Genomic DNA, 21,867 nt, shown 5'->3' on the forward strand with positions numbered 1-21,867 from the left:
TGACACGCCGCGCGCCGCCCTGTGTCACTTCGCTGCGCTCGTGATGACGGGTGGACGCGGTCCAACGGATGTCGTCTCAGAGCCGCGACACGTAGGCCGCGAGATCCTTGATGTCCGCCTCGCTCAGGCCCTGCGCGACCTCGTTCATGGCGGGGTCGTAGCCGGGCCGGGCGTTCGACTTGTAGCCGGCGAGCGCCTTGGCGAGATACTCCTCCCGCTGCGCGCGGATCCGCGGGATCGCGTCCCGGCCCGCGAGATCCGGCCCGTGGCAGGAATTGCACTGGTGCTTCGCCACCAGCGCCTGCGCGCGCTCCGTCAGAGCCGCGTCGGCCGGCGGCCCGGAGCGGTCGGGCGGCGGCAGCGTCGCCACCGCGTCAGCGTAGGCGCGCAGGTCGTCGTCGGAGAATCCGGCAGCGACCTCGTTCATCGGCGGCGCCTCCCGCTGCTTCTCCCGGAACTGGAAGAGCTGCGTGACCACGTAGTCCGGGAGCTGCCCGCCGAGCGAGGGCACGCCCTCCGTCGCCGACGTGCCGGCCCCGTGGCAGCCGATGCAGGGGGCGAGGCGCTCCTGCATCGCCGCGTCCGGGGCGGCGAGCGCCGCGCCCGCCAGCAGCAGCCCGCCGAGGGCGGGGACCAGTCCGCGGGCTGCCCGGGTGGGGCGGCGCATCACCGGCCGTAGCTGACGCGGTAGATCGCGCCGTTGTAGTCGTCGGAGATGAGCAGCGATCCGTCCTTGGCGACCAGCACGTCGACGGGCCGGCCGACATACTTGTTGTCCTGGAGGAAGCCGGTCAGGAACGGCTCAACCGCGGCGGCCTTGCCGTCCGGTCCGGGCTTGGCCACGACCACGTCGCCGCCGAGCTTGGTCGTGCGGTTCCACGAGCCGTGCCGGGCGACGAACATCGCGTCGCGGTAAGCCTCCGGGAACTGCGTTCCGGTGTAGAACCGCAGACCGAGCGAGGCCGTGTGCGGGCCGAGGAGCGCCGCCGGCGCGGTGAATTCCGAGCAGGCATGGCCCCAGCCGTATTCCGGATCCGTGAACGTGCCCTGGTGGCAGTACGGATAGCCGAAATGCTGCTTGCCCGGCTCCGTGAGCACGTTCAGCTCGTCGTTCGGGATGTCCTCGGAGACCCAGTCGCGGCCGTTATCGGTGAACCAGAGCTGCTTGGTCTTCGGGTTCCAGTCGAACCCGACGGTGTTGCGCACGCCGCGGGCGACCACTTCGGCGTTCTTGCCGTCGAGGTCCATGCGCCGGATCTGCGCGTGCGTGTCCGGCGGCATCACGATGTTACCCGGCGCGCCGACCGGGACGTAGAGCTTGTTGTCCGGGCCGATGGCGATGAACTTCCAGCCATGGGCCTCGTCCTTCGGCAGGTCGTCGTAGACCAGGGTCGGCTTCGCCGCGCCGTCGAGATGGTTCGCGATGTCGTCGTAGCGCCAGATCTTCGAGAGTTCGGCGACGTAGAGGGCGCCGTCGTGGTACGCGACGCCATTCGGCCGGTGCAGGCCCGTCGCGATGGTCTTCACCTCGCGCTTCCCGTCGCCGTCCGCCTTCGGCAGCACCGCGTAGACCTTCCCCACCGTCCGGGTGCCCACGTACAGCGTGCCGTCCGGCGCCTGGGTCATCTCGCGGGCGTTGGCGAGGCCGCTGGCGTAGACCTCGATCTTGAAACCCTCCGGGACCTTCAGCTTGTCGAGCGGCAGCTTGGCGGCCGCGGTCGCCAGAGGCGGTCCGGCCACCGGCGCGAGCTTGGCCGCGGCGCCGCCCTCGGGCCGGCCGTAGAGCGCCGAGCCGCGATCGACCTGGACGCTGGGCGGCGGGGCGGCGGTCGCGGGCGTCTCCTGCGCGACGACCGGGCCGGATCCCATCAGGCCGAGACTGAGTCCGGCGAGGGCGGCGGCGAGGCCGCGGGTCAGGATCGGCTGGCTGATCGGCGTCATGATGTCTCCCGGTGGCGGCGGCCTCGCGGACCGCCCGCTCTGCACTCTTTATTCAACGGTCCGCCGGGGAGTGCGACCGGCCCGGGCGGCAGGGAGGCGACACTCCGCGGCCGCCGTAACGTCGGCCGGGATTCGGTGCACCGCCGCGTCCTCCGGGGCCATCTTCGGCTGTCGCGTCGGCTCACCTTGCGTTTTGGGCAATGATCTCCGAAAACGCCCCCCGTCCGGGAAGCTTAGGCTTGGCCGGGGCTGCCGGCCGTCCGCTGGAGCCCGGCCGACGCGGCGTTCCGATCCGGTTCGAGGACACGTATCGATGATCGATTACGCGCAGGCGCGGCGGATGATGGTCGACTGCCAGTTGCGGACCTTCGACGTGAACGACAACACGGTGCTCGACGCGTTCGACACCGTGCCGCGCGAGGCCTTCGTGCCGAAGGGCCGCGAGCCCTTCGCGTATATCGACCAGACCCTGAACCTGGGCGAGGCCGGCGGCGAGACCCGCTGCATGCCGGCCCCGATGGTCGTAGCCCGGATGATCCAGGCCCTGCGGGTCCGGCCAGGCGTCGCCGCCCTCGACGTCGCCACCGGCTACGGCTACGCCGCCGCCGTCATGACGGAACTCGGCGCGCAGGTGACGGCGCTGGAATCGGTGCCCGATCTCGCCGCGGCGGCGCGCACCCGGCTCGGCGCCGCCGCCCAGGTGATCGAAGGCCCGATCGCCGACGGTGCGCCCAAGCAGGGCCCCTTCGACGTCATCCTGATCAACGGCCGGGTCGAGGTCCGGCCGCAGGCGCTGCTGAACCAGCTCAAGGACGACGGTCGCCTGGTCTGCGTGTTCGGTCCGCACCGCAACGCCAAGGTCACGCTCTTCGTGCGTGCCGGCGACGCGTTCGGCGCTCGGCCGCTGTTCGACGCGTCGCTGCCCGGTCTCGAGGCCTTCGCGGCGGAGGCGGGCTTCGCGTTCTGACAGCGCGCGCCAGATCGCGTCCGCCCCCGTCGGCGCGGGCGGATCCGTGACGGCGCCGCAGGCCCCGATCAGCCGAGCCTGTAATCCCCCAGCCGGGCCCGGCGGGCGCTCCGGCGATAGGCCATCACCGAGTCGGGCCAGAGGGTGTTGTTGCGCCCGGTCGCGTCGAGGTACCAGCTGCGGCAACCGCCGGCCTGCCAGATGCTGTCGGCCATGCGGCTGTGGATCCGGTCCACGAACCGGGCCTGGGCCTCCGGCCGGACCTCGATGGTCTGCCTCCCGCGGCGCAGCGCCTTCAGGCAGTCGAGGACGTGTTGCACTTGGATCTCGATCATCGAGATGACCGAGTTGTGGCCCAGCCCGGTATTGGGCCCGAGCAGCATGAAGAAATTGGGGAATCCCGCGACCGTGATGCCCTGGTAGGCGCCCACGCCGCCGGACCAGGCCTCGGTCAGGCTCCGGCCGTCGCGGCCGACGAGGTGCATCCGCGCGAAAGTCGCGGCCACGTCGAAGCCCGTGGCGTAGACGATCACGTCGAGGTCGTGATGCTGCCCGGCCTCGGTGGTCACGCCGGTCTCGGTGATCCGGGCGATGCCGTCCGTCTCCAGGGTGACGTTCGGACGCTGGAGCGCGGGGTAGTACTCGTCGGAGATCAGCACCCGCTTGCAGCCGAGGCGGTAATTCGGCGTCAGCTTCGCCCGCAGGGCCTTATCGGGGACCGCCTTGGCGAGATGGTGCCGCGCCAGGGACTCGGCCTGGCCGGTGAGCTTCGAGACCTTGGTGAAGCCGAGCAGCGCCCGCACCTCGTGCAGCCAGAACAGCCGCGCCCGCTCGAGCCGCCGGCTGAGCGGCAGGCGCCGGTAGCGCTCCCGGGCCCGCTCCGCGATGGCGTGGTCGTTCTTGGGCATGATCCAGGGCGGGGTGCGCTGGAACAGCGTCAGGTGCGACGCGACGGCGGCGAGTTCCGGCACCACCTGGATCGCGCTGGCGCCGGTGCCGATCACCCCGACCCGCTTGCCGGCCAGCACCGCGGAGTGGTCCCAGGCCGCCGTGTGGAAGGCGGGGCCGGCGAACGCGTCGCGGCCGGGGATGTCCGGGTAGGCCGGATGGTGGAGCCCGCCCATGCCCGCGACGATCGCGCGCGCCGTGATCGGTCCCCGGTCGGTCTCCACGTGCCACAGGGCGCGCGCCGCGTCCCAGGTGGCGCCGGTGAAGGTCGTCCCGAGCTGGATCAGGGGCGTCAGGCCATTCCGCTCGGCGGTGTCCCGGAGATAGGCCAGGATCTCCGGCTGCGGCGCGTACATCCGGCTCCAGTCGGCCTTCGGGGCGAAGGACAGCGAGTAGAGGTGCGAGGGGACGTCGCAGGCCGCCCCCGGGTAGGTGTTGTCGTGCCACGTGCCGCCGATGCCGTCGGCCTTCTCGATCACCCGCAGCGGGCCGATGCCCGCCTGCCGGCAGCGGATCGCCATCGCGAGCCCCGAGAATCCGGCGCCGACGATCAGGACGGCCAGGGTCTCGTCCGCGGGCTCGGTCATCGCTGGGTGCTCCCGGACGGGGCGTGCGGCGCGTGCGCCGTCAGGAAGGCCGCGGCCTCGTCGAGGGAGGTCCGCGCCTCCGGCAGCATGCTGGCGGCGAACTGCCAGGCGTGGGACACGACCGGGAACAGCTTGAGCTCCGTCTCGACGCCGGCCCTGCGAGCCCGCTCCGCCATGCGCACGGAATCGTCGCGCAGGACCTCGCGGGCGCCGACATGGAACAGCAGCGGCGGGAAGCCGGTCGGGTCGCCGTAGAGCGGCGAGACCCGCGGATCGGCCGGATCGGCCGCGCCCAGATACATCGGCCGGATCGCCGCGAGCGCCTGCGGGTCGAACATGGCGTCGCGCCACGCATTGGTCACCCGCGATCCGTCCTCGGACATGAAGTCCGTGGCCGGCGAGAACAGGGCCGCCGCCCAGGGCATCGGCAGGCCGAGGGCGCGGGCCTCGCCCATCAGCACGAGGGCGAGGTTGCCGCCGGCCGACTCGCCCGCCACGCAGGCGGCGCCCTCGGCGCTGAACGCCGCCCAGACGGCGGTCACGTCGTCGACCGCCGCGGGGAAAGGGTGCTCGGGGGCGAGGCGGTACTCGGGCGCGAAGATCGTGAAGCCCCGGTTCGCCAGCGCGCCGGTGACGGGACGGTGCGTACGGGGCGAGCAGGCGATGAAGCCGCCGCCGTGAATGTAGAGCATCCGCCGACCGGGGCCCGCTTTCGGCCGGACCCACTCGCCCTTCACGCCACCGACGATGCCCGGCTCGTAGGTGACGCCCTTGGGGTCGGGGAAGGTCGGCGCCTCGAAGATCCGGCGGAACGCGGCCGCGTCCCGCGCCCGGGACAGGGGGCCGCGGACCCGGCTGCGGACCATGTAGGCCCCGAGATACGCGCGCAGGCTCGCCATCTCAGAGCGTCCCGCCGGACAGGCGCACGATCGTCTTCCAGTAGCCCACCGGCATCAGCCGCTGGATCAGCGCGGCGTTCTTCGCGTCCTTGCCGATGACGATCCGGGGCGCCCGGGCCTCGATGCCGCGGATGATGGCGGCGGCCGCGTCGGCGGGCGCCAGGGTCAGGAGCTTGCCGAACGCCTCCCGCGCCTCCTCGTCCTCTACGGCCGCGCGCTTCGCAGCTTCCGGATCGCTCGGCGGCCGCCGGCCGCGGGCGTTGCGGGAGATGGCGGTGGCGACGCCGCCCGGGTGGACCACCGTCACCCCGAGGCCGGTGCCGGCGTACTCGTGCCGCAGCGCCTCCGAGAAGCCGCGCACGCCGAACTTGCTGGTGCAGTAGGCGACCTGGCCCGGCGGCGCGATCAGACCGAACAGGCTCGACAAGTTGACGATCTGCGCCGCCGGCCGGGCGCGGAGCATCGGCAGGAAGGCGTGACACATCCGCACGACGGCGCGCAGGTTGATGTCGAGCAGCCATTCGAAATCGTCGAGATGCGTCTCGTCGAACCGGCCGCCGAGGGCGACGCCGGCATTGTTGATGAGGAGGTCGAGATGCCCGGACCGCTCCGCGACCCAGGCGGGCAGCGCGCGGATCCCCTCGGCATCCGTGAGGTCGAGGACGCGCGTCTCCACCGTGACGCCGCGGATCTTCGCGGCGACGGCCGCGAGGCCGATCTCGTCTCGGTCCACCAGGAGAAGGGTGCAGCCCTTCGCGGCGAGGCCCTCGGCCAGCGCCGCGCCGATGCCGCTCGCCGCCCCGGTGATCAGGGCCACCGCGCCCGCGAGTTGGAACCGCTGTGCCAAACCGCGCCCCCCGTGCCGCCGATCTGGATCGGATCGTCCACGGGGGATAGGCCCCGCCTGCCGGATTGTCTAGGGTGAACACCCTAGACGGGGACGGGGTCATGTCGCGGGGCGAGGGTCGGAGGGTCGAGCGCGAGCGGGAGGTCGGCCGGGAGCCCGGTCCCGCGGCCGCGTCGCCCGACACGCGCACCCGGATCCTCGCCGTCAGCCTCGCGCTGTTCAATGCCCGCGGCCTCGGCCACGTCACGACGGCGGAGATCGCGGCCGCGGCGGGGATCCGCGAGGGCAATCTGCAGTACCATTTCCCGCGCAAGCGCGGCCTCGTCGAAGCCCTGTTCGCGGCCTTCGAGACCGAGGCCGTGGCGGTGGCGGGCCGGATGCCCGCCGACCCCGCGGCGCCGGAGGCGCTGCTCGCCTACCAGAGGGCGTGGTTCGACCTGATGTGGCGCTACCGCTGCGTCTACCGCGACGGTATCGCCATGGTGGAGATCGCGCCGGCCCTGCGCGCCCGGGTGCACGCGCTGCGGGCCGAGACCCAGGCGCTGGCCCGCGCCGTGTTCGAGGCGGCCGTGCGGGCGGGGCGGCTGCGCGTTTCCCCGGACGCGCTCGGGCGACTCATCGACAACGCCTGGATCGTGTCGAGCCACTGGATGAGCCACCGTCTCCAGGGCGGCACCGCCCTGACGGAAGCGGATCGGGACTGGGGCTTCGCGCAGGTCCGCGACCTCTTCGCGCCCTATCTCGCGCCCGAGAGCCCTACTTGACGGCCACTGGCCCGATCCTTCCATGCGCTCCGGCCAAGCTCGGACCCGAAGGACGCGATGCTCGACCGCCTGACCCATGCCGGCCTCAGCCTGCTCGTGCTGCTCGCGGTCGGGTTCCTATTCTCGACGAACAGGCGGGCGATCAGTCCCCGCGTAGTCCTCACGGGGCTGGCTTTGCAGGTCGGTCTCGGCGCGCTGGTCCTATTCCTGCCCGCCGGGCAGGCCGCGCTGCGCGCCGCCGCGGACGCGGTCGTGACCGTGCTTTCTTACGGCGACCGCGGCACGGCCTTCCTGTTCGGCGGCCTCGTCGAGCCGAAGATGTTCGAGCTGTTCGGCGGCTCGGGCTTCATCCTGGCGCTGCGGGTCCTGCCGCAGATCCTCTACGTCTCCGCGCTGATCGGCGTGCTCTACCATCTCGGCGTGATGCAGGCGCTCGCCCGCGGGCTCGGCGCCGTGCTCCGGCGGATCCTCGGCACCTCGCCGATCGAGTCGTTCTCGGCGGTGATCACGATCGCCATCGGCCAGAGCGAGATCGCCGTCGCCCTGCGCCCGTTCCTCGCCCTGCTGACCGGCGCCGAGCTGTTCGCCGTCATGTCGAGCGGCGCCGCGTCGACGGCGGGCTCGATCCTGGCCGGCTATGCGGCGCTCGGCGTGCCCATGACCTACCTGCTCGCGGCCTCCGTGATGGCGATCCCGGGGGGCCTCGTCTACGCCAAGATCCTGATGCCCTCGACGGAGCCGACCCGGATCGCCACCACCCGGGTGGAGTTCGGCGAGACGCGAGCGGCCAACATCATCGAGGCGGCGGCCGACGGCACTCAGAAGGGGCTCGCGGTGGCGGTCTCGGTGGGGGCCATGCTGATCGCCTTCGTCGGGCTGATCGCGCTGGCGGACGGCCTGTTCGGCACCCTCGGCGGCTGGATCGGCTACCCGTCCGCCTCGTTCGAGGGCGTGCTCGGCTGGGCGCTCGCCCCGCTGGCGTGGCTGCTCGGCGTGCCCTGGGACCAGGCGACCCTGGTCGGCGGGGCGATCGGCCAGAAGCTCGCCTTCAACGAGTTCCTGGCCTACGCCAACCTGTCGCCGGTCCTGAAAGCCGGAACCCTCGAGCCGCGGGCGCAGGCCATCGTCTGCTTCGCCCTGTGCGGCTTCGCGAATCTCGCGTCGATCGCGATCCAGCTCGCGAGCTTCTCCAGCCTCGTCCCGGAGCGACGCTCGGAGGTCGCCCGGTACGGCCTGCGGGCCATCCTCGCGGGGACGCTGTCGAACCTCACGAGCGCGGCGATCGCGGGGCTGTTCGTGGCGTGACGGGTCAGGCCGCCTTGCGCGCCGCGAGCAGCAGCGCGTTCGGGCGGGTCCGCTTCGGCACCGGCAGGACGCGGTCGAGGACGGCGCCGACGCCGTACGCGAAGGCGAGCGCCGCCGCCCAGGACCACGTCCGCCGGAAGAAGCGGTCGCGGCAGCGGACGGGGCTGACCTTGGCCATCCAGTGGATCAGCGAATCGTGCCGGTCCATGCCGATGGCGTGGACGGCCTCGGGCGTGCAGCCGAGCGTCCCGGCCAGGGCCTCCAGGGCTCTGGGCGTCCACCACGTCAGGTGGTGGGGCGGCGCGTTGATGACGAAATTCGGGATCGTGGTGTTGGGCGAGGGCCAGAGCGGCGTGCCGATCAGGACCACGCCGCCCGGCTTGACGCAGGCCGCGAGCGCCCGGGCGAAACCCAGCGGGTCCGCGACGTGCTCGATCACCTGGAACGCGCAGGCGACGTCGTAGACCGGCCCGACGCGCGCCGCGTGTGCCTCCACGGTCTCGTCGAGGATCGCGCCGGTCGGGTCCTCGGCGGAGAAGTTCGGATCGAGGCCGGTATAGGTGGCGTCCGGCACGTAGGCGCGGAACCCGCCGTGGCCGCAGCCGACATCGAGCACCCGGGCTCCGGACGGGACGTGCGCGGCGGCCTGGCGGAATTCCAGGCGCTCCGTCTCCGGGCCGGCGAGCTTATCGTGCGCGGCGATCCGGCCGTAGAACGCCCGGTAGAAGGCCGCGTCGCCGGCCACCGGCGGATCGAAGAAGATCAGTCCCGTAGGAGATTCCCAGAGCCGGAACGTGCCGGCGGGGCGGAGTAGCGGCCCGACATCGACGCGGCCGGAATAGTGCCAGAGGAGCGTCAGGAAGCCGGCGTCCAGGCGCTCGACGCAGCGCAGAGCGGGGGCACCGGTGATCGGGCAGGGGGGGATCGACCGATCGGCCGTGTGCGCGCTGTCCGCCAAACTGGTCCTCGCTCGCTCCGCAGGCCCGGCTGGTCCGGGGCGCCGCAGCGGCACAGGTTTGGTGCGGCCCGTCAAGCCGAGGCGCGGCTCGTGTCGAGCGCGCAAAGAAAAAGGCGCCGCTTCGGATGAAGCAGCGCCCGGAAACGTCAGAGCGACGTCTTAGTGGAAGGTGTCGATCTCAGCGGACTCGTAGCTGGTGACTTCCATGCCGACGCAGATCTCGGAGACGACGGGGGCGGACCAAGCCATGATTTCCTCCAGGTGAGTTGATGCGATGGATAGAGAGGCCACGAAGGCCGGAGCGAACCGCGCTCTGGGCCGCGCGCGACTTAGTTGAACGTGTCGATCTCGGCGGACTCGTAGCTGGTGACTTCCATGCCGACGCAGATTTCGGACACGATCGGGGCAGACCAAGCCATGGCGTTTCTCCTCGCTGTTGCTGCGATCCATATAGGCAATATCTTGGACGCAATACAAGCGAGCACAACACTTATATTTCTCATAGGGAGCCTGGCCGTGGGCGGCGCGGGGTCGTTCCGTGGCCGCGCGGCCACCCGCCGGAGCCCTGTTCGGCATCGGCTGCGGATGGGCGCGGTTTCGGCTTGACGGGCCCCGCGCCCGGGCGCACGACGCACCCGCGCGACGGTGTCCTCGACGGTGTCGCGCTCCCATTCCAGCAGCGACCCGCGAAGCGACGTGCCCGACCGATCGTGCCTGCCGTGCCCGGCCCCGTGCCGTCGTTCCGCCTGAGCCGCTGAGAGGCCCGGCCGCGGGGCGACCGACGCGGCGGCCGGCCACGGCCCAGACCCAGGATGACCGGCGCCGCGTCGCCTCGTAACCCACGAGGCGAGGCCATGAACGAGATCGCCCCCTTCGATACGCGCGTCGATCCCTCCGTGCTGGCCGCCCGCCTGTCGGACGAACGGGCGCCCGACATCGTCGAGGCCCTGAACGACGAAGCACCCGAGGTCGCCGCCGCCATCCTGCTCGGCCTGCCGCTGGAGCGGGCGATCGAGGTGCTGGACCAGCCGGAACTCGACTGCGCCGCCGACATCATCGAGATGCTGCCGCGGGACCGGGTCGCGGGCTACCTGTCGGGCATGTCGGCCGACCGGGTCACAGACGTGTTCCGCGAGATCGAGGAGCCGGGCCGCTCCGACCTGCGTGCCCGCCTCGACGCCGAGACCCGCGGCGCCGTGGACCGGCTCTCAGCCTACGGCGAGGAGACGGTCGGCTCGCTGATGACCACTGAGTTCGTCACGGTTCCGGGCACCTGGACGGTCGGCCAGACGCTGGAGCACATCCGCCACGTGGAGAAGACCCGCGAGACGATCTACGCGATCTTCGTACTCGACCCGCGCACCCGCGCGCTCACCAAGGCGGTGCCCCTTCGCCGCCTGATCTCGGGGGATCCGGGTGACAACGTGCTCAGCGTCGCCCCGGGGCGCCGGCCGCTCGCCGTCTCGCCGACGGCCAGCCGCGAGGAAGCGGCCCGGCTGATCTCCAAGTACGACCTCCTGGCCCTGCCGGTGGTCGACGCCGTGGGGCACGTCATCGGCATCGTCACCGTCGACGACATGATCGACGCGATGATCGAGAAGCAGACGCAGGACGTGCAGCGCTTCGGCGGCATGGAGGCCCTGCCGGAGCCCTACATGGATATCGGCTTCTTCACGATGATCCGGAAGCGGGCCGGCTGGCTCTGCGCGCTGTTCCTGTCGGAGATGCTCACGGCCTCGGCCATGCAGGGCTTCGAGGGCGAGCTGGAGAAGGCGATCGTCCTGACGCTGTTCATCCCGTTGATCATGAGCTCGGGTGGCAATTCGGGTTCGCAGGCGACCTCGCTGCTGATCCGCGCCCTGGCGCTGCACCAGATCCGCCTGCGCGACTGGTGGCGGGTGGCGCTGCGGGAACTGCCGACCGGGATGCTGCTCGGCGCAATCCTCGGGGTGATCGCGGTGATCCGAATCGTCGCGTGGCAGAAACTCGGGCTCTACGATTACGGCGAACACTGGCCTCTGGTCGCCGCCACGGTGGGCGCGGCGCTCGTCGGGATCGTGACGTTCGGGTCGCTGTCGGGCTCGATGCTGCCGTTCCTGCTCCAGCGGATCGGCTTCGATCCGGCCACCGCCTCGGCGCCCTTCGTGGCGACGCTGGTCGATGTCACCGGCCTCGTCATCTACTTCTCGGTGGCGCTGCTCATCCTGCGCGGGACGCTGCTGTAGGAAGGGCCCCGCGCATCATCCCGTGACCGCCTCGGCCAGCCGCTTCCTCTGGACCTTGCCGTTCGCCGTGCGCGGCAGGGCGTCGAGGAAGCGGATCTCCCGCGGGCGCTTGTAGGCGGCGAGCCGCTCGGCGCACCACGCGAGCAGGGCCTCCGCGTCGGGCTCGGTGCCCGCCTGCAGCACCACGAAGCCGCAGATGACCGAGACGTCCGCCCGCACCGGCAACTCGGCGACGCCCACCTCCGCCACGGACGGGTGGGTCGACAGCACCGCCTCGACCTCGTTCGGCGAGACCCGGTAGCCCATCGCCTTCATCAGGTCGTTGTTGCGGCCCTCGAACCAGAGGTAGCCGTCGGCGTCGAGGCGCGCGAGATCGCCGCCGACGAACCAGTCGCCGCGCATGACCTCCGCCTCTTCCTCCGGCCGGTTCCAGTAGCCGAGCATCAGCGCAGGCTCGGTCCGGTGGACGGCGAGGAGCCCGCTCTCTCCGGCCGGCAGCGGCACGGGCTCGCCCGCCACGGGCAGGATCGCCACCCGCCGGCCCGGCTGCGGCTTGCCGGGCGAGCCGGGGCGCACCGGGATGGTCGGGCCGCTGGAGATGTAGGTCGAGATCTCGCTCATCCCCAGCGCCTCGTAGAGGGGCTTGCCGGTGGCCTGCCGCCAAGCCTCCAGCAGCTCCACCGCGAGGGGCTCGCCGGCCGTGCAGCCGTGGCGGAGGCTCGACAGGTCGTGGGCGCCGAGGTCGCCGTACTTGAGGATCTGGCGGTAAAGCGTCGGGACGGCGGCGAACAGGGTCGCGCCGTACGCCGCGATCAGGCGCGGCCAGACCCCGGGATCGCGCGGGCCGTTGTAGAGCACCGCGGTCGCGCCCACCGACCAGGGATCGCTCAGGCCGACGCCCAGCGTGTAGGTCCAGTTCATGGTGCCGGCGTGGAGCATCACGTCGGATTCGGTGAGACCGAGCCAGTGGTCGAGCATGGGGCGGCGGCCGTAGGCGGCGCGGTGCGCGTGCAGCACGCCCTTCGGCCGGCTGGTCGTGCCGGACGTGTAGATCAGCATCGCCGGGTCGTCGGCGGCGGTGTCGGCGTAGTCGGGCAGGGGCGGGCCAGCCTTCAGGGCAGAGACCGCGGCGGCGTCGAGCAGGAGGCGCCCGCCCAGGGCCTCGGGCGCGACCGTGCAGCCGCTTCCGATCACCACGGCGGCGGCCCCGGAATTGTCCATGAGGAACGCCGCCTCGCTTACGGTGAGCTGCGGCGAGGACGGCAGCGCCACGAGGCCGGCCGCCAGGGCGCCGAAGTAGACGAGGACGTAGTCGGCCTCGTTGCCCATCCGGATCATCACCCGGTCGCCGGGCCTCAGGCCGAGGCCGAGGAGACCCGCCGCGATGCCGCGCACCGCCCGCTCGACTTCGCCGAAGCTGAGGCGGTCCGCGGTGCCGTCGCCGACCATCACCAGGGCGGTCTTGTCGGGACGCAGGCGCGCGTTCTCGGCGAGGCAGTACCGCGCCGCGTTGAAGCGGGCCGGCGGACGGTGGTCATCGTGCTGGCTGTCGGACACCGGGCGCTCCCCGCGGGCGGCTTTTCGCCGGGTGTCCCGCCTGGGCGCGCCTGCGTCAACTGGGGCCGTCGCCCCGCCGGCGAGCACGGCCCCCGGGCAGTCTGGCCCTCAGGTCCGCCGCTGCGCCTGGCCCTCCTGCTCCTCGAAGCCCTTGAGCATCTTGTCGAGGGTCATCGGGTAGTCGCGGACCCGAATCCCGGTAGCGTTGTAGATCGCGTTGGCGAGCGAGGCGCCGGCGCCGCAGATGCCGAGCTCACCGAGCCCCTTGCTCTTCAGCGGGTTCGCCTTGTCGTCGAGCTCCGGCAGGAACACCGCGTCGATCTCCGGGAGGTCGGCGTGGACCGGCACGTGGTACTCGGCCATGTCGTGGTTGACGAAGAAGCTGTAGCGCGGATCGACCACGGCATCCTCCATCAGCGCCGCGCCGACGCCGAAGGTCATGCCGCCGATCGCTTGGCTGCGCGCGGTCTTGGCGTTGAGGATGCGCCCGCCGGTGAACACGCCGAGCATCCGCCGCAGCCGGATCTCACCGGTATCGACGTCGACCCCGACCTCTGCGAAGTGCGCCCCGTACGAGTACTGCGAGAACTTCTGCTTCATCTCGCCGGGCTTGATCTCGCCGGAGGCCTCCAGCCCGGACTTGGCGAGATCGGTGAGCGACTCGGTGCGGTTGCCGGACGTGACCGCGCCGTCGCGGAAGGTGGCGCCGTCCGGGTTGAGGTCGCCGGCCTTGAGCAGGGCCTGCCGGAGGTTGTCGCAGGCGACGTAGAGCGCCGAGCCCGCCGAGCCGGCGCCGAAGGATCCCCCGGAGCCGGCCGCGAACGGGAAGTCGGTGTCGCCCATCTCGACCCGCACGCGCTCGGGCGGCAGCCCCAGCATCTCGCCGGCGATCTGGGTGAGGATCGTGTAGGTGCCGGTGCCGGGATCGGTCATCGCCATCCGCACCACCAGCACGCCGTCCGGCCCGAGGCGGACCTTCGCGGCGGACGGCATCAGCGGGTTGAGGCGCGCGGCCGCCGACATGCCCATGCCGACGAGCCAGTTGCCCTCGCGCCGGGAGCCCGCGGCCTGCCGCTTGTCCCAGCCGAACAGGCGCGCGCCCTCGCGCATGCAGGGCACCAGCTTGCGGGTCGAGAACGGGACCTTCTTCTCGGGATCCTCGGCCGGCTCGTTGCGCACCCGGAGTTCGATCGGGTCGATCTTCAGCTGCTCGGCAAGCTCGTCCATGGCGCACTCGAAGGCGAGCTGGCCTACGGCCTCCCCGGGAGCGCGCATCGCCGAGGCGATCGGCATGTTGAGGTTGACCAGCCGATGGCGCGTCACGCGGTTCTGCGCGGCGTACAGGGAGCGGGTGACGTTGGCCGAGGTCTCGAAGAACCCGTCGCCCTCGGCGGTGTCGGACCAGGATTCGTGGCTGATCGCGGAGAGACGGCCGTCGCGGTCGGCGCCGAGGCGGATCCGCTGGATCGTGTCAGTCCGGTGGGTCGCGACGTGGAACTCCTGCTGCCGGGTGAGCGCGACCTTCACGGGACGCTGGATCACCTTCGAGGCCAGGATCGCGAGCGTCGCCTCCGGCTGGACCTGCAGCTTCGCGCCGAAGCCGCCGCCGATATAGGGGCTGACGATCCGCACCTTCTCGGGGGGGAGCTTGAGCACCGAGCCGAGGGATTTCTGGCCCCGGTTCGGCATCTGGTTGGCCGTGTAGAGCACGACCCCGTCGCCCTCCCAGGACGCGATGGTGGCGTGCGGCTCCATCTGCACGTGGATCTGGTTCGGCGTGACGTAGTCCACGTCGAGCTTGACCGGTGCGGCCGCGAAGGCGGCGTCGAAGTCGCCGAGCTTGGAATCCGGCGGCGAGTTGACCGGCTTCGGCTCGTAGGCCGCCGCCAGGCTGTCCTTGAGCAGCCCCTTGGGCTTGGCCGCGTCGTACCGGACCTTGACCAGCATCGCGGCGGCGCGCGCCTGCTCGAAGGTCTCGGCGACCACGAAGGCGACCGGCTGCCCGTAGAACCGGACCTCCGTCCCCTGGAGTTGCGGCCAGACCTGCTCCTTCTTCTCGCCCTGCTCGGGCACGTTCTCGTGGGTCATCACCAGGATCGCGCCGGGCGCCTTGCGGGCGGCCTCCGCGTCGATCGACCGGATCGTGCCGGAAGCGATCGTGGCAGGCACGATGAAGCCGTAGGCGGGGTTCTTCAGGGCCCGAGTCTCGTACGCGTAGGGCGCGTGGCCCGTGACCTTGAGCTTGCCCTCGACCCGGTCGAGGGGCTTGCCGACGAGGCCGTCAGGCCGGTCGTCGAGGGGCGTCCGGCCGATCGGCTGGTTCATCTCCATGGGAACGGTCCTTGCCGGGATCTACGCGCGGGTCGCCTGCGCCACGACGGCCCGAAGGGTCCGGCGCGTCAGCGGGATCTTGAAGTCGTTGCTGCCGTAGCCGCGGGCGCCCTTGAGCACCGCGTCGGCGGCAGCGTCGGCCGAGCCGGTCTGCACCAGCGCCGCCTCGGCCTCGGCCACCCGCCAGGGCTTGTGCGCCAGCCCCCCGAAGGCGAGCCGCGCGGCCTGGGGCTTGCCACCCTCGGCGCCCGCGATCACGGCGGCCACCGACACGGTCGCGAACGCGTAGGACGCCCGGTCGCGGACCTTCCGGTAGATGTGTGTGCCGGCCACCGGCTTCGGCAGCGTCACGGCCGTGATGATCTCGCCCTTGCGCAACTCGGTCTCGACCTGCGGCGTGTCGCCGGGCAGCCGGTGGAAGTCGGCGATCGGGATGCTGCGCGCCTGCCCGTCCGGGTTGACGGTCTCCACCGTCGCGTCGAGGGCCCGCATGGCGACGTTCATGTCGGACGGGTTGGTGGCGATGCAGGCCTCGCTCGCGCCGACCACCGCCATGATGCGGTTGAACCCGCCGATCGCCGAGCAGCCCGAGCCGGGCTCACGCTTATTGCAGGGCATGGCCGTGTCGTAGAAATAGTAGCACCGCGTCCGCTGGAGCAGGTTGCCGGCCGTCGTCGCCTTGTTGCGCAACTGGCCCGAGGCGCCGGCGAGCAGCGCCTTCGCCAGCACGGCGTAGTCCTTCCGGACCCGCGGGTCGGCGGCCAGGTCGGCGTTGCGGACGAGCGCGCCGATGCGCAGGCCGCCATCCTGCGTCGCCTCGACCGTGTCGAGCGGCAGCCGGTTGACGTCGATCAACGTCGCCGGGGTCTCGATCTGGAGCTTCATCAGGTCGAGAAGGTTGGTGCCGCCAGCGATGAACTTGGCGTTCGGCCGCTCGGCCGCGAGCTTCGCGGCGTCCTGCACGGTGGCGGGGCGCTCGTAGGCAAAGGCCTTCATCTCCGCCTCCTCAGAGTTTGGTGGCGGCGGCGTCGCGAATCGCCGCGACGATGTTCGGGTAGGCGCTGCAGCGGCAGATGTTGCCGCTCATCCGCTCGCGGATCTCGGCGTCGCTGAGCGTCGGAGTCGCCGCGACGTCCTCGGTGACGTGGCTCGGCCAGCCGGCCTTGGCCTCGTTCAGCATGCCGACCGACGAGCAGATCTGGCCCGGCGTGCAGTAGCCGCACTGGAAGCCGTCATGCTCCAGGAACGCCGCCTGCATCGGGTGGAGCTTGTCCCCATCCGCCAAGCCCTCGATCGTGGTGATCGGGTCGCCCTCGTGCATCGCCGCGAGCGTCAGGCAGGAATTGATCCGCCGGCCGTCGACCAGGACCGTGCAGGCCCCGCACTGGCCGTGATCGCAGCCCTTCTTGGTGCCGGTGAGCGCGACGTGCTCGCGCAGGGCGTCGAGGAGCGTCGTGCGGGTGTCGAGGACGAGATCGTGCGGCTGGCCATTGATGGTGAGCCGCACCGGCATGGTCTGCGGAGCCGGATCGCCCGGCGCCGCCGCGGACATCGCGGGACCGGGCCGGAACCCGAGGGCGCCGAGTGCGCCGGCCACCGCACAGCCCTCCACCACGGCTCGCCGCGTCAGCGCGAGCGGCTTCGTCGGGGTCGCGTCTGTCATGCTGCCATCCAGCCCGTGCACCGCGCGTGGAACGCCGCGCGCAGCTTGGAATCTGGTGCGCCAACGTGCGGCCGGCTGGATTAGATCCTGTCCAGACTGCGCCCGTTCAGCGCGGCTCCGCCGCTACGGGCGCTGGACCCAGGTCGTGACCCGATCGCTCCCTCCTTGCTTCGCTGCGCTCGCGAGAAGGGCGACGCCTTGGAACGCGTCCCGCTGCGAGCGTTTGGGTTGATCGGACCACGACACCGGAGTCTCGCCTCATGGCTATCCCGACCCTGCCGCTCAACGACGGCCGACACATCCCGCAGATCGGCTACGGCTGCTGGCAGCTCTCGGACGCCCAGGCTCCGGATCTCGTCGGACAGGCCCTCCGCGCCGGCTATCGTCTGATCGACACGGCCGCGGCGTACGGCAACGAGGTGGGCGTCGGGCGCGGCATCCGGGACGCGGGGATCCCCCGCGAGGAGATCTTCCTCACCACGAAGCTCTGGAACGATCGCCAGGGCCGCGACGAGGCGAGGCGCGCCTTCGACGAGAGCCTGCGGCAACTCGGTCTCCCGTATGTCGACCTGTACCTGATCCACTGGCCGTGCCCGCAGCGTCGCCTGTTCGTCGAGACCTGGAAGACGCTGATCGAGCTCCGGAAGGAGGGCCGCGCGAAGTCCATCGGCGTGTCGAACTTCTCGCCCGAGCATCTCGCCACGCTGATCGGCGAGACCGGCGTGGCCCCGGCCGTCAACCAGATCGAGCTGCACCCCTATTTCCAGCGCAAAGAACCGCGCGCGGAGGACGCCCGTCACGGGATCGTGACCGAGTCGTGGAGCCCGCTGGGCCGGGGCAAGGAGCTGAACGACCCGGTCATCCTCGCAATCGCGGAAGCGCACGGGAAGACGCCCGCCCAGGTGGTGCTCCGCTGGCAGATCCAGATAGGATGCGTGGCGATCCCCAAGACCGCCACCCCGCGGCGCATCGCCGAAAATATCGCGCTGTTCGATTTTGAGCTCGGCGCGGACGAGATGGCACGGATCGCCGGCCTTGACCGGGCCGACGGCCGGATCGGACCTGACCCGGCGACCTTCTGCTGAGCGCTCGAGCCTTCGGCAGCGCAGCGTAACATCGCACCGCAAAAGATTTATGCTCACAGCTAGCATATCTGGACAGGCGCGTCCGGTCCCCATAAGTTAGACGGCACAATGCTCAAACTGAGCATAATGGAGGACGCCATGACGGCGACCGTTGCACCCGTCTCCCGCACGACGATCCCGGGCCTGCCCCTTCCGGATCTGTACGCACGCGTCAGCCGGCACGTCCCCGCGATCGAGTGGCCGGCGCTCGCCCCCGACATCGAGGCGATCCTGCGCCTGAAGCGGGAGCGCAACGCCGTGATCTTGGCGCACAACTACCAGGCGCCCGAGATCTTCCACACGGTGGCCGACATCGTGGGCGACAGCCTCGCGCTGGCCCGCGAGGCGGTGAACGTGAACGCCGACGTGATCGTGCTGGCGGGCGTCCACTTCATGGCCGAGACGGCCAAGCTCCTGAACCCGAGCAAGACCGTGCTCATCCCCGACTTGGGCGCCGGCTGCTCGCTGGCCGATTCGATCACCGCCGCGGACGTGCGCGGCCTGCACGCCAAGTATCCGGGCGTGCCGATCGTGACCTACGTGAACACCTCGGCGGCCGTGAAAGCCGAGTCCGACCTGTGCTGCACCTCCGGCAACGCCGTCGCGGTGGTCAGGTCGCTGAACGCCCCCCGCGTCCTCATGATCCCCGACGAGTTCCTCGCGCAGAACGTCCAGGCCGAGATCCCGGAGGTCGAGATCCTGACCTGGGCCGGCCACTGCGAGGTGCACGAGCGCTTCACACCGGCCGACATCCGCGACGTCCGCGACAGCTATCCCGGCGTGACGGTGATCGCGCACCCGGAATGCCCGCCCGACGTGGTGGCCGAGTCGGACTTCTCCGGCTCCACCGCCATGATGATGGACTTCGTCGTCGAGAAGCGGCCGAAGCAAGTGGTGCTCGTCACCGAGTGCTCCATGGCGGACAACATCGCGGCGCAGAACCCGGACATCGAGTTCATCAAGCCCTGCAACATGTGCCCGCACATGAAGCGGATGAGCCTGCGCAACATCCGGCGGTCGCTCGAGACGATGACCCACGAGGTCACGGTCGACCCGGCGCTCGCCGACCGCGCCCGGGCCGCGGTCGAGCGCATGCTCGAGGTGCGCACACGATGAACGCGATCTCCCCGAACAGCGCCGACCGCGTCGTCGTGGTCGGCGGCGGCGTCGCGGGCCTCAGCGTCGCGCTGCGCCTCGCGCCCCGCCCGGTGACGCTGGTCACGGCCTCGGCCCTCGGCCTCGGCACCGCCACCGGCTGGGCCCAGGGCGGCATCGCGGCCGCGGTCGGCGCCGACGACGCGGCGGCGCTCCACGCCGCCGACACGGAGGCCGCCGGCGCCGGGCTCGCCGAGCCCGACGTGGCGCTCCGGGTCGCCGCGGAGGGCCCCGCGCTGATCGACTGGCTCGTGCGGATCGGCGTCCCGTTCGACCGCACCGACGACGGCGCGCTGGCCCTCGGGCTCGAGGCGGCCCATGGTCGCCGCCGCATCGTCCGCTCCGGCGGCGACGCCACCGGCGCCCGCGTCCTCGAAGGGCTCGTCCGGGCCGTGCTGTCGGCGCCGTCCGTGGAGGTCGTCACGGCGCGGGCCTGCGACCTGCTCCGGGACACGCGCGGGGCGGTGGCCGGCATCGTCGCCGAGCGCGACGGCGCGCTGTTCCGCATCCCGGCCCGCGCGGTGGTGCTCGCCACCGGCGGCGTCGGCGCCCTCTACGCGGCGACCACCAACCCGCCGGGCGCCGTCGGCCGCGGGCTGGCGCTCGCCGCCCGGGCCGGCGCGGTGATGCGCGACATGGAGTTCGTGCAGTTCCACCCGACCGCCATCGCGGCCGGCGCCGACCCGATGCCGCTCGCCACCGAGGCCCTGCGCGGCGAGGGCGCCCGCCTCATCGACGAGACCGGCGCCGCCGTGATGGCCGGCATCGCGGGCGGCGACCTCGCGCCGCGCGACGTGGTCGCCCGCGGCATCTTCCAGGCGCTGCAGCGGGGCCGCACGGTCTACCTCGACGCCCGCGGCGCGCTCGGCGCCGCGATGCCGACGCGGTTCCCGACCGTGGCGGGGCTCTGCGCCGCTGCCGGCATCGACCCGGCCGTGCAGGCGATCCCGGTCCGCCCGGCGGCGCACTACCACATGGGCGGCGTGAAGGTGGACGCGTACGGCGCCACCTCGGTGCCGGGCCTCTACGCCTGCGGCGAGGTCGCCTCGACGGGCCTCCACGGCGCCAACCGGCTCGCCAGCAACTCCCTGCTGGAGGGCCTCGCCTACGCGCGCTTCATCGCCGACGGGCTCGACACGCCGCCGCCCGCCGCGATCGTGCCCGAGGCCGTGTCTGTCCGTGCCGCCGGCGACCTGCCGGCGATCCGCGCGCTGATGGAGCGCAGGGTCGGCGTCGTGCGCGACGCCGCCGGCCTCGAGGAAGCCGTCGCCGTCCTCGAGGCGGGGGCTGAGACCTGCGACGCCGCCCTCGTGGCGCTGCTCATCGCCCGCGGTGCGCTCGGCCGCCGGGAGAGCCGCGGCGCCCACTGGCGCAGCGACTTCCCCCATCTCGCCGCGGCCGCGCACACCGAGGCCGCGCTGGCCGACCCGATCGCCGCGACCCCGTCCGCCGAGGAGGCGCTGACGCCATGACCCAGTCGGTTCTCTCCGATGAGATCCTCCCCCTGCCGCGGCTCCTCGTGGAGCCCGTGGTGCGCGCCGCCCTGCTGGAGGATCTCGGCCGGGCCGGCGACATCACCACCGACGCCATCGTCCCCCCGGGCGAGCGGATGCGCGGCGTGATCGCCTCCCGGCAGGACGGCGTCATCTCGGGCACCGACGCCGCCGCCATCGCCTTCGCGCTGGTGGACCCGGCCGTCAGCGTGACGGTCGAGCGCGGCGACGGCGCCCGCGTGGCGCCGGGCGACGTGGTGCTGCGCCTCGAGGGGCCGGCGCGGGCGATCCTGACGGCCGAGCGCGTGGCGCTGAACCTGCTCTGCCGGATGTCGGGCGTGGCCACCGCCACCCACGGCCTCGTCGAGGCCGCGCGCCCGCACGGCAAGGCCTCGATCGTCTGCACCCGCAAGACGACGCCGGGCCTGCGCGCCCTGGAGAAGCACGCGGTCCGGGCCGGCGGCGGCTCGAACCACCGCTTCGGCCTCGACGACGCGGTGCTGATCAAGGACAACCACGTGGCGGTGGCCGGCGGCATCGTCCCGGCGATCGAGCGCGCCCGGTCCCGGGCCGGCCACTTGGTGAAGATCGAGTGCGAGGTCGACAGCCTGGAGCAGCTGGAGGAGGCCCTGTCGGTCGGGATCGACGCGGTGCTCCTCGACAATATGGGGCCCGACCTGCTCCGCCGCGCCGTGGCGATGATCGACGGGCGCGCCCTGTCCGAGGCGTCGGGCCGGATCACCCGCGAGACGGTCGGGGCCGTCGCGGCCTCGGGGGTCGATCTGATCTCCTGCGGCTGGATCACCCATTCGGCGGCGATCATCGACCTGGGGCTCGACGCCGCCTGACCGGCGGGCCCCGCGCGCCGCCGGCGCGGCGGGGCCGAAGCGGTCGCTCGACTGTCATCACGTTCGGGTGACAAGTCTTCGCCGCGGTCGCTCGGGAGATCTGCCGAGTCTATCGCCGCGCGACCGACTCGCTAAGATTTCGGCCAACCGCGACGCCATCGACCGGACCCGACCGTGAGCCAAGCCCTGCCTTCCGCGGCTGCCCCGGCGGTCGATCGTCCGGCGGCGCCGGTGGCACGCAAGCCCGGCGCGGTC

Annotated in this window: 20 protein-coding genes; 8 read left to right on the top strand and 12 right to left on the bottom strand. The window is 71.9% G+C overall.

All coding sequences use genetic code 11. The annotated features are described in order from the left end of the window. Nucleotides 1–76 precede the first annotated feature (76 nt). Together ACLBYB_RS07885 and ACLBYB_RS07890 are read right to left on the bottom strand one after the other, a co-directional pair. Nucleotides 77–667 carry a c-type cytochrome gene (locus ACLBYB_RS07885; RefSeq protein ID WP_447680956.1) on the bottom strand — a complete coding sequence of 197 codons (591 nt, stop codon included), beginning with the start codon at nucleotides 665–667 and terminating at the stop codon, nucleotides 77–79. Then, complete coding sequence (locus ACLBYB_RS07890; RefSeq protein ID WP_447698423.1) at nucleotides 667–1,941, bottom strand: PQQ-dependent sugar dehydrogenase; 1,275 nt, start codon at nucleotides 1,939–1,941, stop codon at nucleotides 667–669. Before ACLBYB_RS07890 ends, ACLBYB_RS07885 begins: the two co-directional genes overlap by 1 nt. Before the next feature lie 313 nt (nucleotides 1,942–2,254). On the opposite strand from ACLBYB_RS07890, the gene ACLBYB_RS07895 reads away from it, so the two are divergent. Further along, complete coding sequence (locus ACLBYB_RS07895) at nucleotides 2,255–2,908, top strand: protein-L-isoaspartate O-methyltransferase family protein (RefSeq protein ID WP_447680958.1); 654 nt, start codon at nucleotides 2,255–2,257, stop codon at nucleotides 2,906–2,908. Between the two features lie 68 nt (nucleotides 2,909–2,976). On the opposite strand, the gene ACLBYB_RS07900 is transcribed toward ACLBYB_RS07895, so the two are convergent. Genes ACLBYB_RS07900 through ACLBYB_RS07910 form a run of 3 tightly spaced genes read right to left on the bottom strand, consistent with a single transcriptional unit; the run spans nucleotide 2,977 to nucleotide 6,189 of the window. Next, complete coding sequence (locus ACLBYB_RS07900) at nucleotides 2,977–4,443, bottom strand: flavin-containing monooxygenase (protein WP_427507391.1); 1,467 nt, start codon at nucleotides 4,441–4,443, stop codon at nucleotides 2,977–2,979. Next, a complete protein-coding gene (locus tag ACLBYB_RS07905; protein WP_447698424.1) occupies nucleotides 4,440–5,342 on the bottom strand; it encodes an alpha/beta hydrolase in 903 nt (300 codons plus the stop codon). Before ACLBYB_RS07905 ends, ACLBYB_RS07900 begins: the two co-directional genes overlap by 4 nt. A gap of 1 nt (nucleotide 5,343) precedes the next feature. Then, nucleotides 5,344–6,189: an SDR family NAD(P)-dependent oxidoreductase gene (locus ACLBYB_RS07910; RefSeq protein WP_447698425.1), complete on the bottom strand. Its 846-nt coding sequence runs from the start codon at nucleotides 6,187–6,189 to the stop codon at nucleotides 5,344–5,346. A gap of 74 nt (nucleotides 6,190–6,263) precedes the next feature. On the opposite strand from ACLBYB_RS07910, the gene ACLBYB_RS07915 reads away from it, so the two are divergent. Further along, on the top strand, nucleotides 6,264–6,953 hold the full coding sequence (locus tag ACLBYB_RS07915; protein WP_447698426.1) for a TetR/AcrR family transcriptional regulator: 690 nt from the start codon (nucleotides 6,264–6,266) through the stop codon (nucleotides 6,951–6,953). Between the two features lie 57 nt (nucleotides 6,954–7,010). Further along, nucleotides 7,011–8,258: a NupC/NupG family nucleoside CNT transporter gene (locus ACLBYB_RS07920; protein ID WP_447698427.1), complete on the top strand. Its 1,248-nt coding sequence runs from the start codon at nucleotides 7,011–7,013 to the stop codon at nucleotides 8,256–8,258. Nucleotides 8,259–8,262: 4 nt separating this feature from the next. Here ACLBYB_RS07920 and ACLBYB_RS07925 read toward each other — a convergent pair whose 3' ends face one another. From ACLBYB_RS07925 to pqqA (ACLBYB_RS07935), 3 genes are all read right to left on the bottom strand, one after another. Then, nucleotides 8,263–9,216, bottom strand: coding sequence for a class I SAM-dependent methyltransferase (locus ACLBYB_RS07925; protein WP_447698428.1), 954 nt, complete (start codon nucleotides 9,214–9,216; stop codon nucleotides 8,263–8,265). A gap of 159 nt (nucleotides 9,217–9,375) precedes the next feature. Then, on the bottom strand, nucleotides 9,376–9,465 hold the full coding sequence (pqqA, locus tag ACLBYB_RS07930; protein ID WP_020090597.1) for a pyrroloquinoline quinone precursor peptide PqqA: 90 nt from the start codon (nucleotides 9,463–9,465) through the stop codon (nucleotides 9,376–9,378). Between the two features lie 80 nt (nucleotides 9,466–9,545). After that, nucleotides 9,546–9,635: a pyrroloquinoline quinone precursor peptide PqqA gene (gene pqqA, locus ACLBYB_RS07935; RefSeq protein ID WP_007559223.1), complete on the bottom strand. Its 90-nt coding sequence runs from the start codon at nucleotides 9,633–9,635 to the stop codon at nucleotides 9,546–9,548. 393 nt (nucleotides 9,636–10,028) lie between these two features. Between pqqA (ACLBYB_RS07935) and mgtE the strand changes: the two genes are divergently transcribed. After that, nucleotides 10,029–11,441, top strand: a complete 1,413-nt coding sequence (mgtE, locus tag ACLBYB_RS07940) for a magnesium transporter (protein WP_447698429.1) — start codon at nucleotides 10,029–10,031, stop codon at nucleotides 11,439–11,441. A 15-nt stretch (nucleotides 11,442–11,456) separates the two neighbouring features. Here the strand turns inward: mgtE and ACLBYB_RS07945 are convergent, their stop codons facing one another. The 4 genes from ACLBYB_RS07945 to paoA all read right to left on the bottom strand — a co-directional run bounded on the left by ACLBYB_RS07945 (nucleotide 11,457) and on the right by paoA (nucleotide 16,992). Next, complete coding sequence (locus ACLBYB_RS07945; RefSeq protein WP_447698430.1) at nucleotides 11,457–12,998, bottom strand: acyl-CoA synthetase; 1,542 nt, start codon at nucleotides 12,996–12,998, stop codon at nucleotides 11,457–11,459. Nucleotides 12,999–13,106: 108 nt separating this feature from the next. Further along, nucleotides 13,107–15,329: a molybdopterin cofactor-binding domain-containing protein gene (locus tag ACLBYB_RS07950; protein ID WP_447698431.1), complete on the bottom strand. Its 2,223-nt coding sequence runs from the start codon at nucleotides 15,327–15,329 to the stop codon at nucleotides 13,107–13,109. 21 nt (nucleotides 15,330–15,350) lie between these two features. Next, nucleotides 15,351–16,325 carry an FAD binding domain-containing protein gene (locus tag ACLBYB_RS07955; protein WP_132366029.1) on the bottom strand — a complete coding sequence of 325 codons (975 nt, stop codon included), beginning with the start codon at nucleotides 16,323–16,325 and terminating at the stop codon, nucleotides 15,351–15,353. Nucleotides 16,326–16,335: 10 nt separating this feature from the next. Further along, the gene (gene paoA, locus ACLBYB_RS07960) at nucleotides 16,336–16,992 is read right to left on the bottom strand and encodes an aldehyde dehydrogenase iron-sulfur subunit PaoA (RefSeq protein ID WP_447698432.1); all 657 of its coding nucleotides are present in this window, start codon (nucleotides 16,990–16,992) and stop codon (nucleotides 16,336–16,338) included. A 260-nt stretch (nucleotides 16,993–17,252) separates the two neighbouring features. Between paoA and ACLBYB_RS07965 the strand changes: the two genes are divergently transcribed. The 4 genes from ACLBYB_RS07965 to nadC all read left to right on the top strand — a co-directional run bounded on the left by ACLBYB_RS07965 (nucleotide 17,253) and on the right by nadC (nucleotide 21,612). Next, nucleotides 17,253–18,077 carry an aldo/keto reductase gene (locus tag ACLBYB_RS07965; RefSeq protein WP_447698433.1) on the top strand — a complete coding sequence of 275 codons (825 nt, stop codon included), beginning with the start codon at nucleotides 17,253–17,255 and terminating at the stop codon, nucleotides 18,075–18,077. Nucleotides 18,078–18,215: 138 nt separating this feature from the next. Further along, nucleotides 18,216–19,232: a quinolinate synthase NadA gene (gene nadA / locus ACLBYB_RS07970; protein ID WP_447698434.1), complete on the top strand. Its 1,017-nt coding sequence runs from the start codon at nucleotides 18,216–18,218 to the stop codon at nucleotides 19,230–19,232. Further along, entirely contained in the window at nucleotides 19,229–20,743 is a 1,515-nt protein-coding gene (locus ACLBYB_RS07975) for an L-aspartate oxidase (protein ID WP_447698435.1), read from the top strand. Before nadA ends, ACLBYB_RS07975 begins: the two co-directional genes overlap by 4 nt. Then, on the top strand, nucleotides 20,740–21,612 hold the full coding sequence (nadC, locus tag ACLBYB_RS07980) for a carboxylating nicotinate-nucleotide diphosphorylase (RefSeq protein WP_042671249.1): 873 nt from the start codon (nucleotides 20,740–20,742) through the stop codon (nucleotides 21,610–21,612). Before ACLBYB_RS07975 ends, nadC begins: the two co-directional genes overlap by 4 nt. The last annotated feature ends 255 nt before the right edge of the window (nucleotides 21,613–21,867 follow it).

Source organism: Methylobacterium sp. D54C (assembly GCF_053345595.1).

What these genes read in the sequence shown, in the direction of transcription:
- ACLBYB_RS07965 (WP_447698433.1), top strand. Translation starts at nt 17,253, where the DNA reads ATGGCTATCCCGACCCTGCCGCTCAACGACGGCCGACACATCCCGCAG.
- ACLBYB_RS07920 (WP_447698427.1), top strand. Translation starts at nt 7,011, where the DNA reads ATGCTCGACCGCCTGACCCATGCCGGCCTCAGCCTGCTCGTGCTGCTC.
- ACLBYB_RS07895 (WP_447680958.1), top strand. Translation starts at nt 2,255, where the DNA reads ATGATCGATTACGCGCAGGCGCGGCGGATGATGGTCGACTGCCAGTTG.
- ACLBYB_RS07890 (WP_447698423.1), bottom strand. Translation starts at nt 1,941, where the DNA reads ATGACGCCGATCAGCCAGCCGATCCTGACCCGCGGCCTCGCCGCCGCC.
- nadC (WP_042671249.1), top strand. Translation starts at nt 20,740, where the DNA reads ATGACCCAGTCGGTTCTCTCCGATGAGATCCTCCCCCTGCCGCGGCTC.
- pqqA (WP_007559223.1), bottom strand. Translation starts at nt 9,635, where the DNA reads ATGGCTTGGTCTGCCCCGATCGTGTCCGAAATCTGCGTCGGCATGGAA.
- nadA (WP_447698434.1), top strand. Translation starts at nt 18,216, where the DNA reads ATGACGGCGACCGTTGCACCCGTCTCCCGCACGACGATCCCGGGCCTG.
- ACLBYB_RS07975 (WP_447698435.1), top strand. Translation starts at nt 19,229, where the DNA reads ATGAACGCGATCTCCCCGAACAGCGCCGACCGCGTCGTCGTGGTCGGC.
- ACLBYB_RS07905 (WP_447698424.1), bottom strand. Translation starts at nt 5,342, where the DNA reads ATGGCGAGCCTGCGCGCGTATCTCGGGGCCTACATGGTCCGCAGCCGG.
- ACLBYB_RS07885 (WP_447680956.1), bottom strand. Translation starts at nt 667, where the DNA reads ATGCGCCGCCCCACCCGGGCAGCCCGCGGACTGGTCCCCGCCCTCGGC.
- ACLBYB_RS07950 (WP_447698431.1), bottom strand. Translation starts at nt 15,329, where the DNA reads ATGGAGATGAACCAGCCGATCGGCCGGACGCCCCTCGACGACCGGCCT.
- paoA (WP_447698432.1), bottom strand. Translation starts at nt 16,992, where the DNA reads ATGACAGACGCGACCCCGACGAAGCCGCTCGCGCTGACGCGGCGAGCC.
- ACLBYB_RS07955 (WP_132366029.1), bottom strand. Translation starts at nt 16,325, where the DNA reads ATGAAGGCCTTTGCCTACGAGCGCCCCGCCACCGTGCAGGACGCCGCG.
- pqqA (WP_020090597.1), bottom strand. Translation starts at nt 9,465, where the DNA reads ATGGCTTGGTCCGCCCCCGTCGTCTCCGAGATCTGCGTCGGCATGGAA.
- ACLBYB_RS07900 (WP_427507391.1), bottom strand. Translation starts at nt 4,443, where the DNA reads ATGACCGAGCCCGCGGACGAGACCCTGGCCGTCCTGATCGTCGGCGCC.
- mgtE (WP_447698429.1), top strand. Translation starts at nt 10,029, where the DNA reads ATGACCGGCGCCGCGTCGCCTCGTAACCCACGAGGCGAGGCCATGAAC.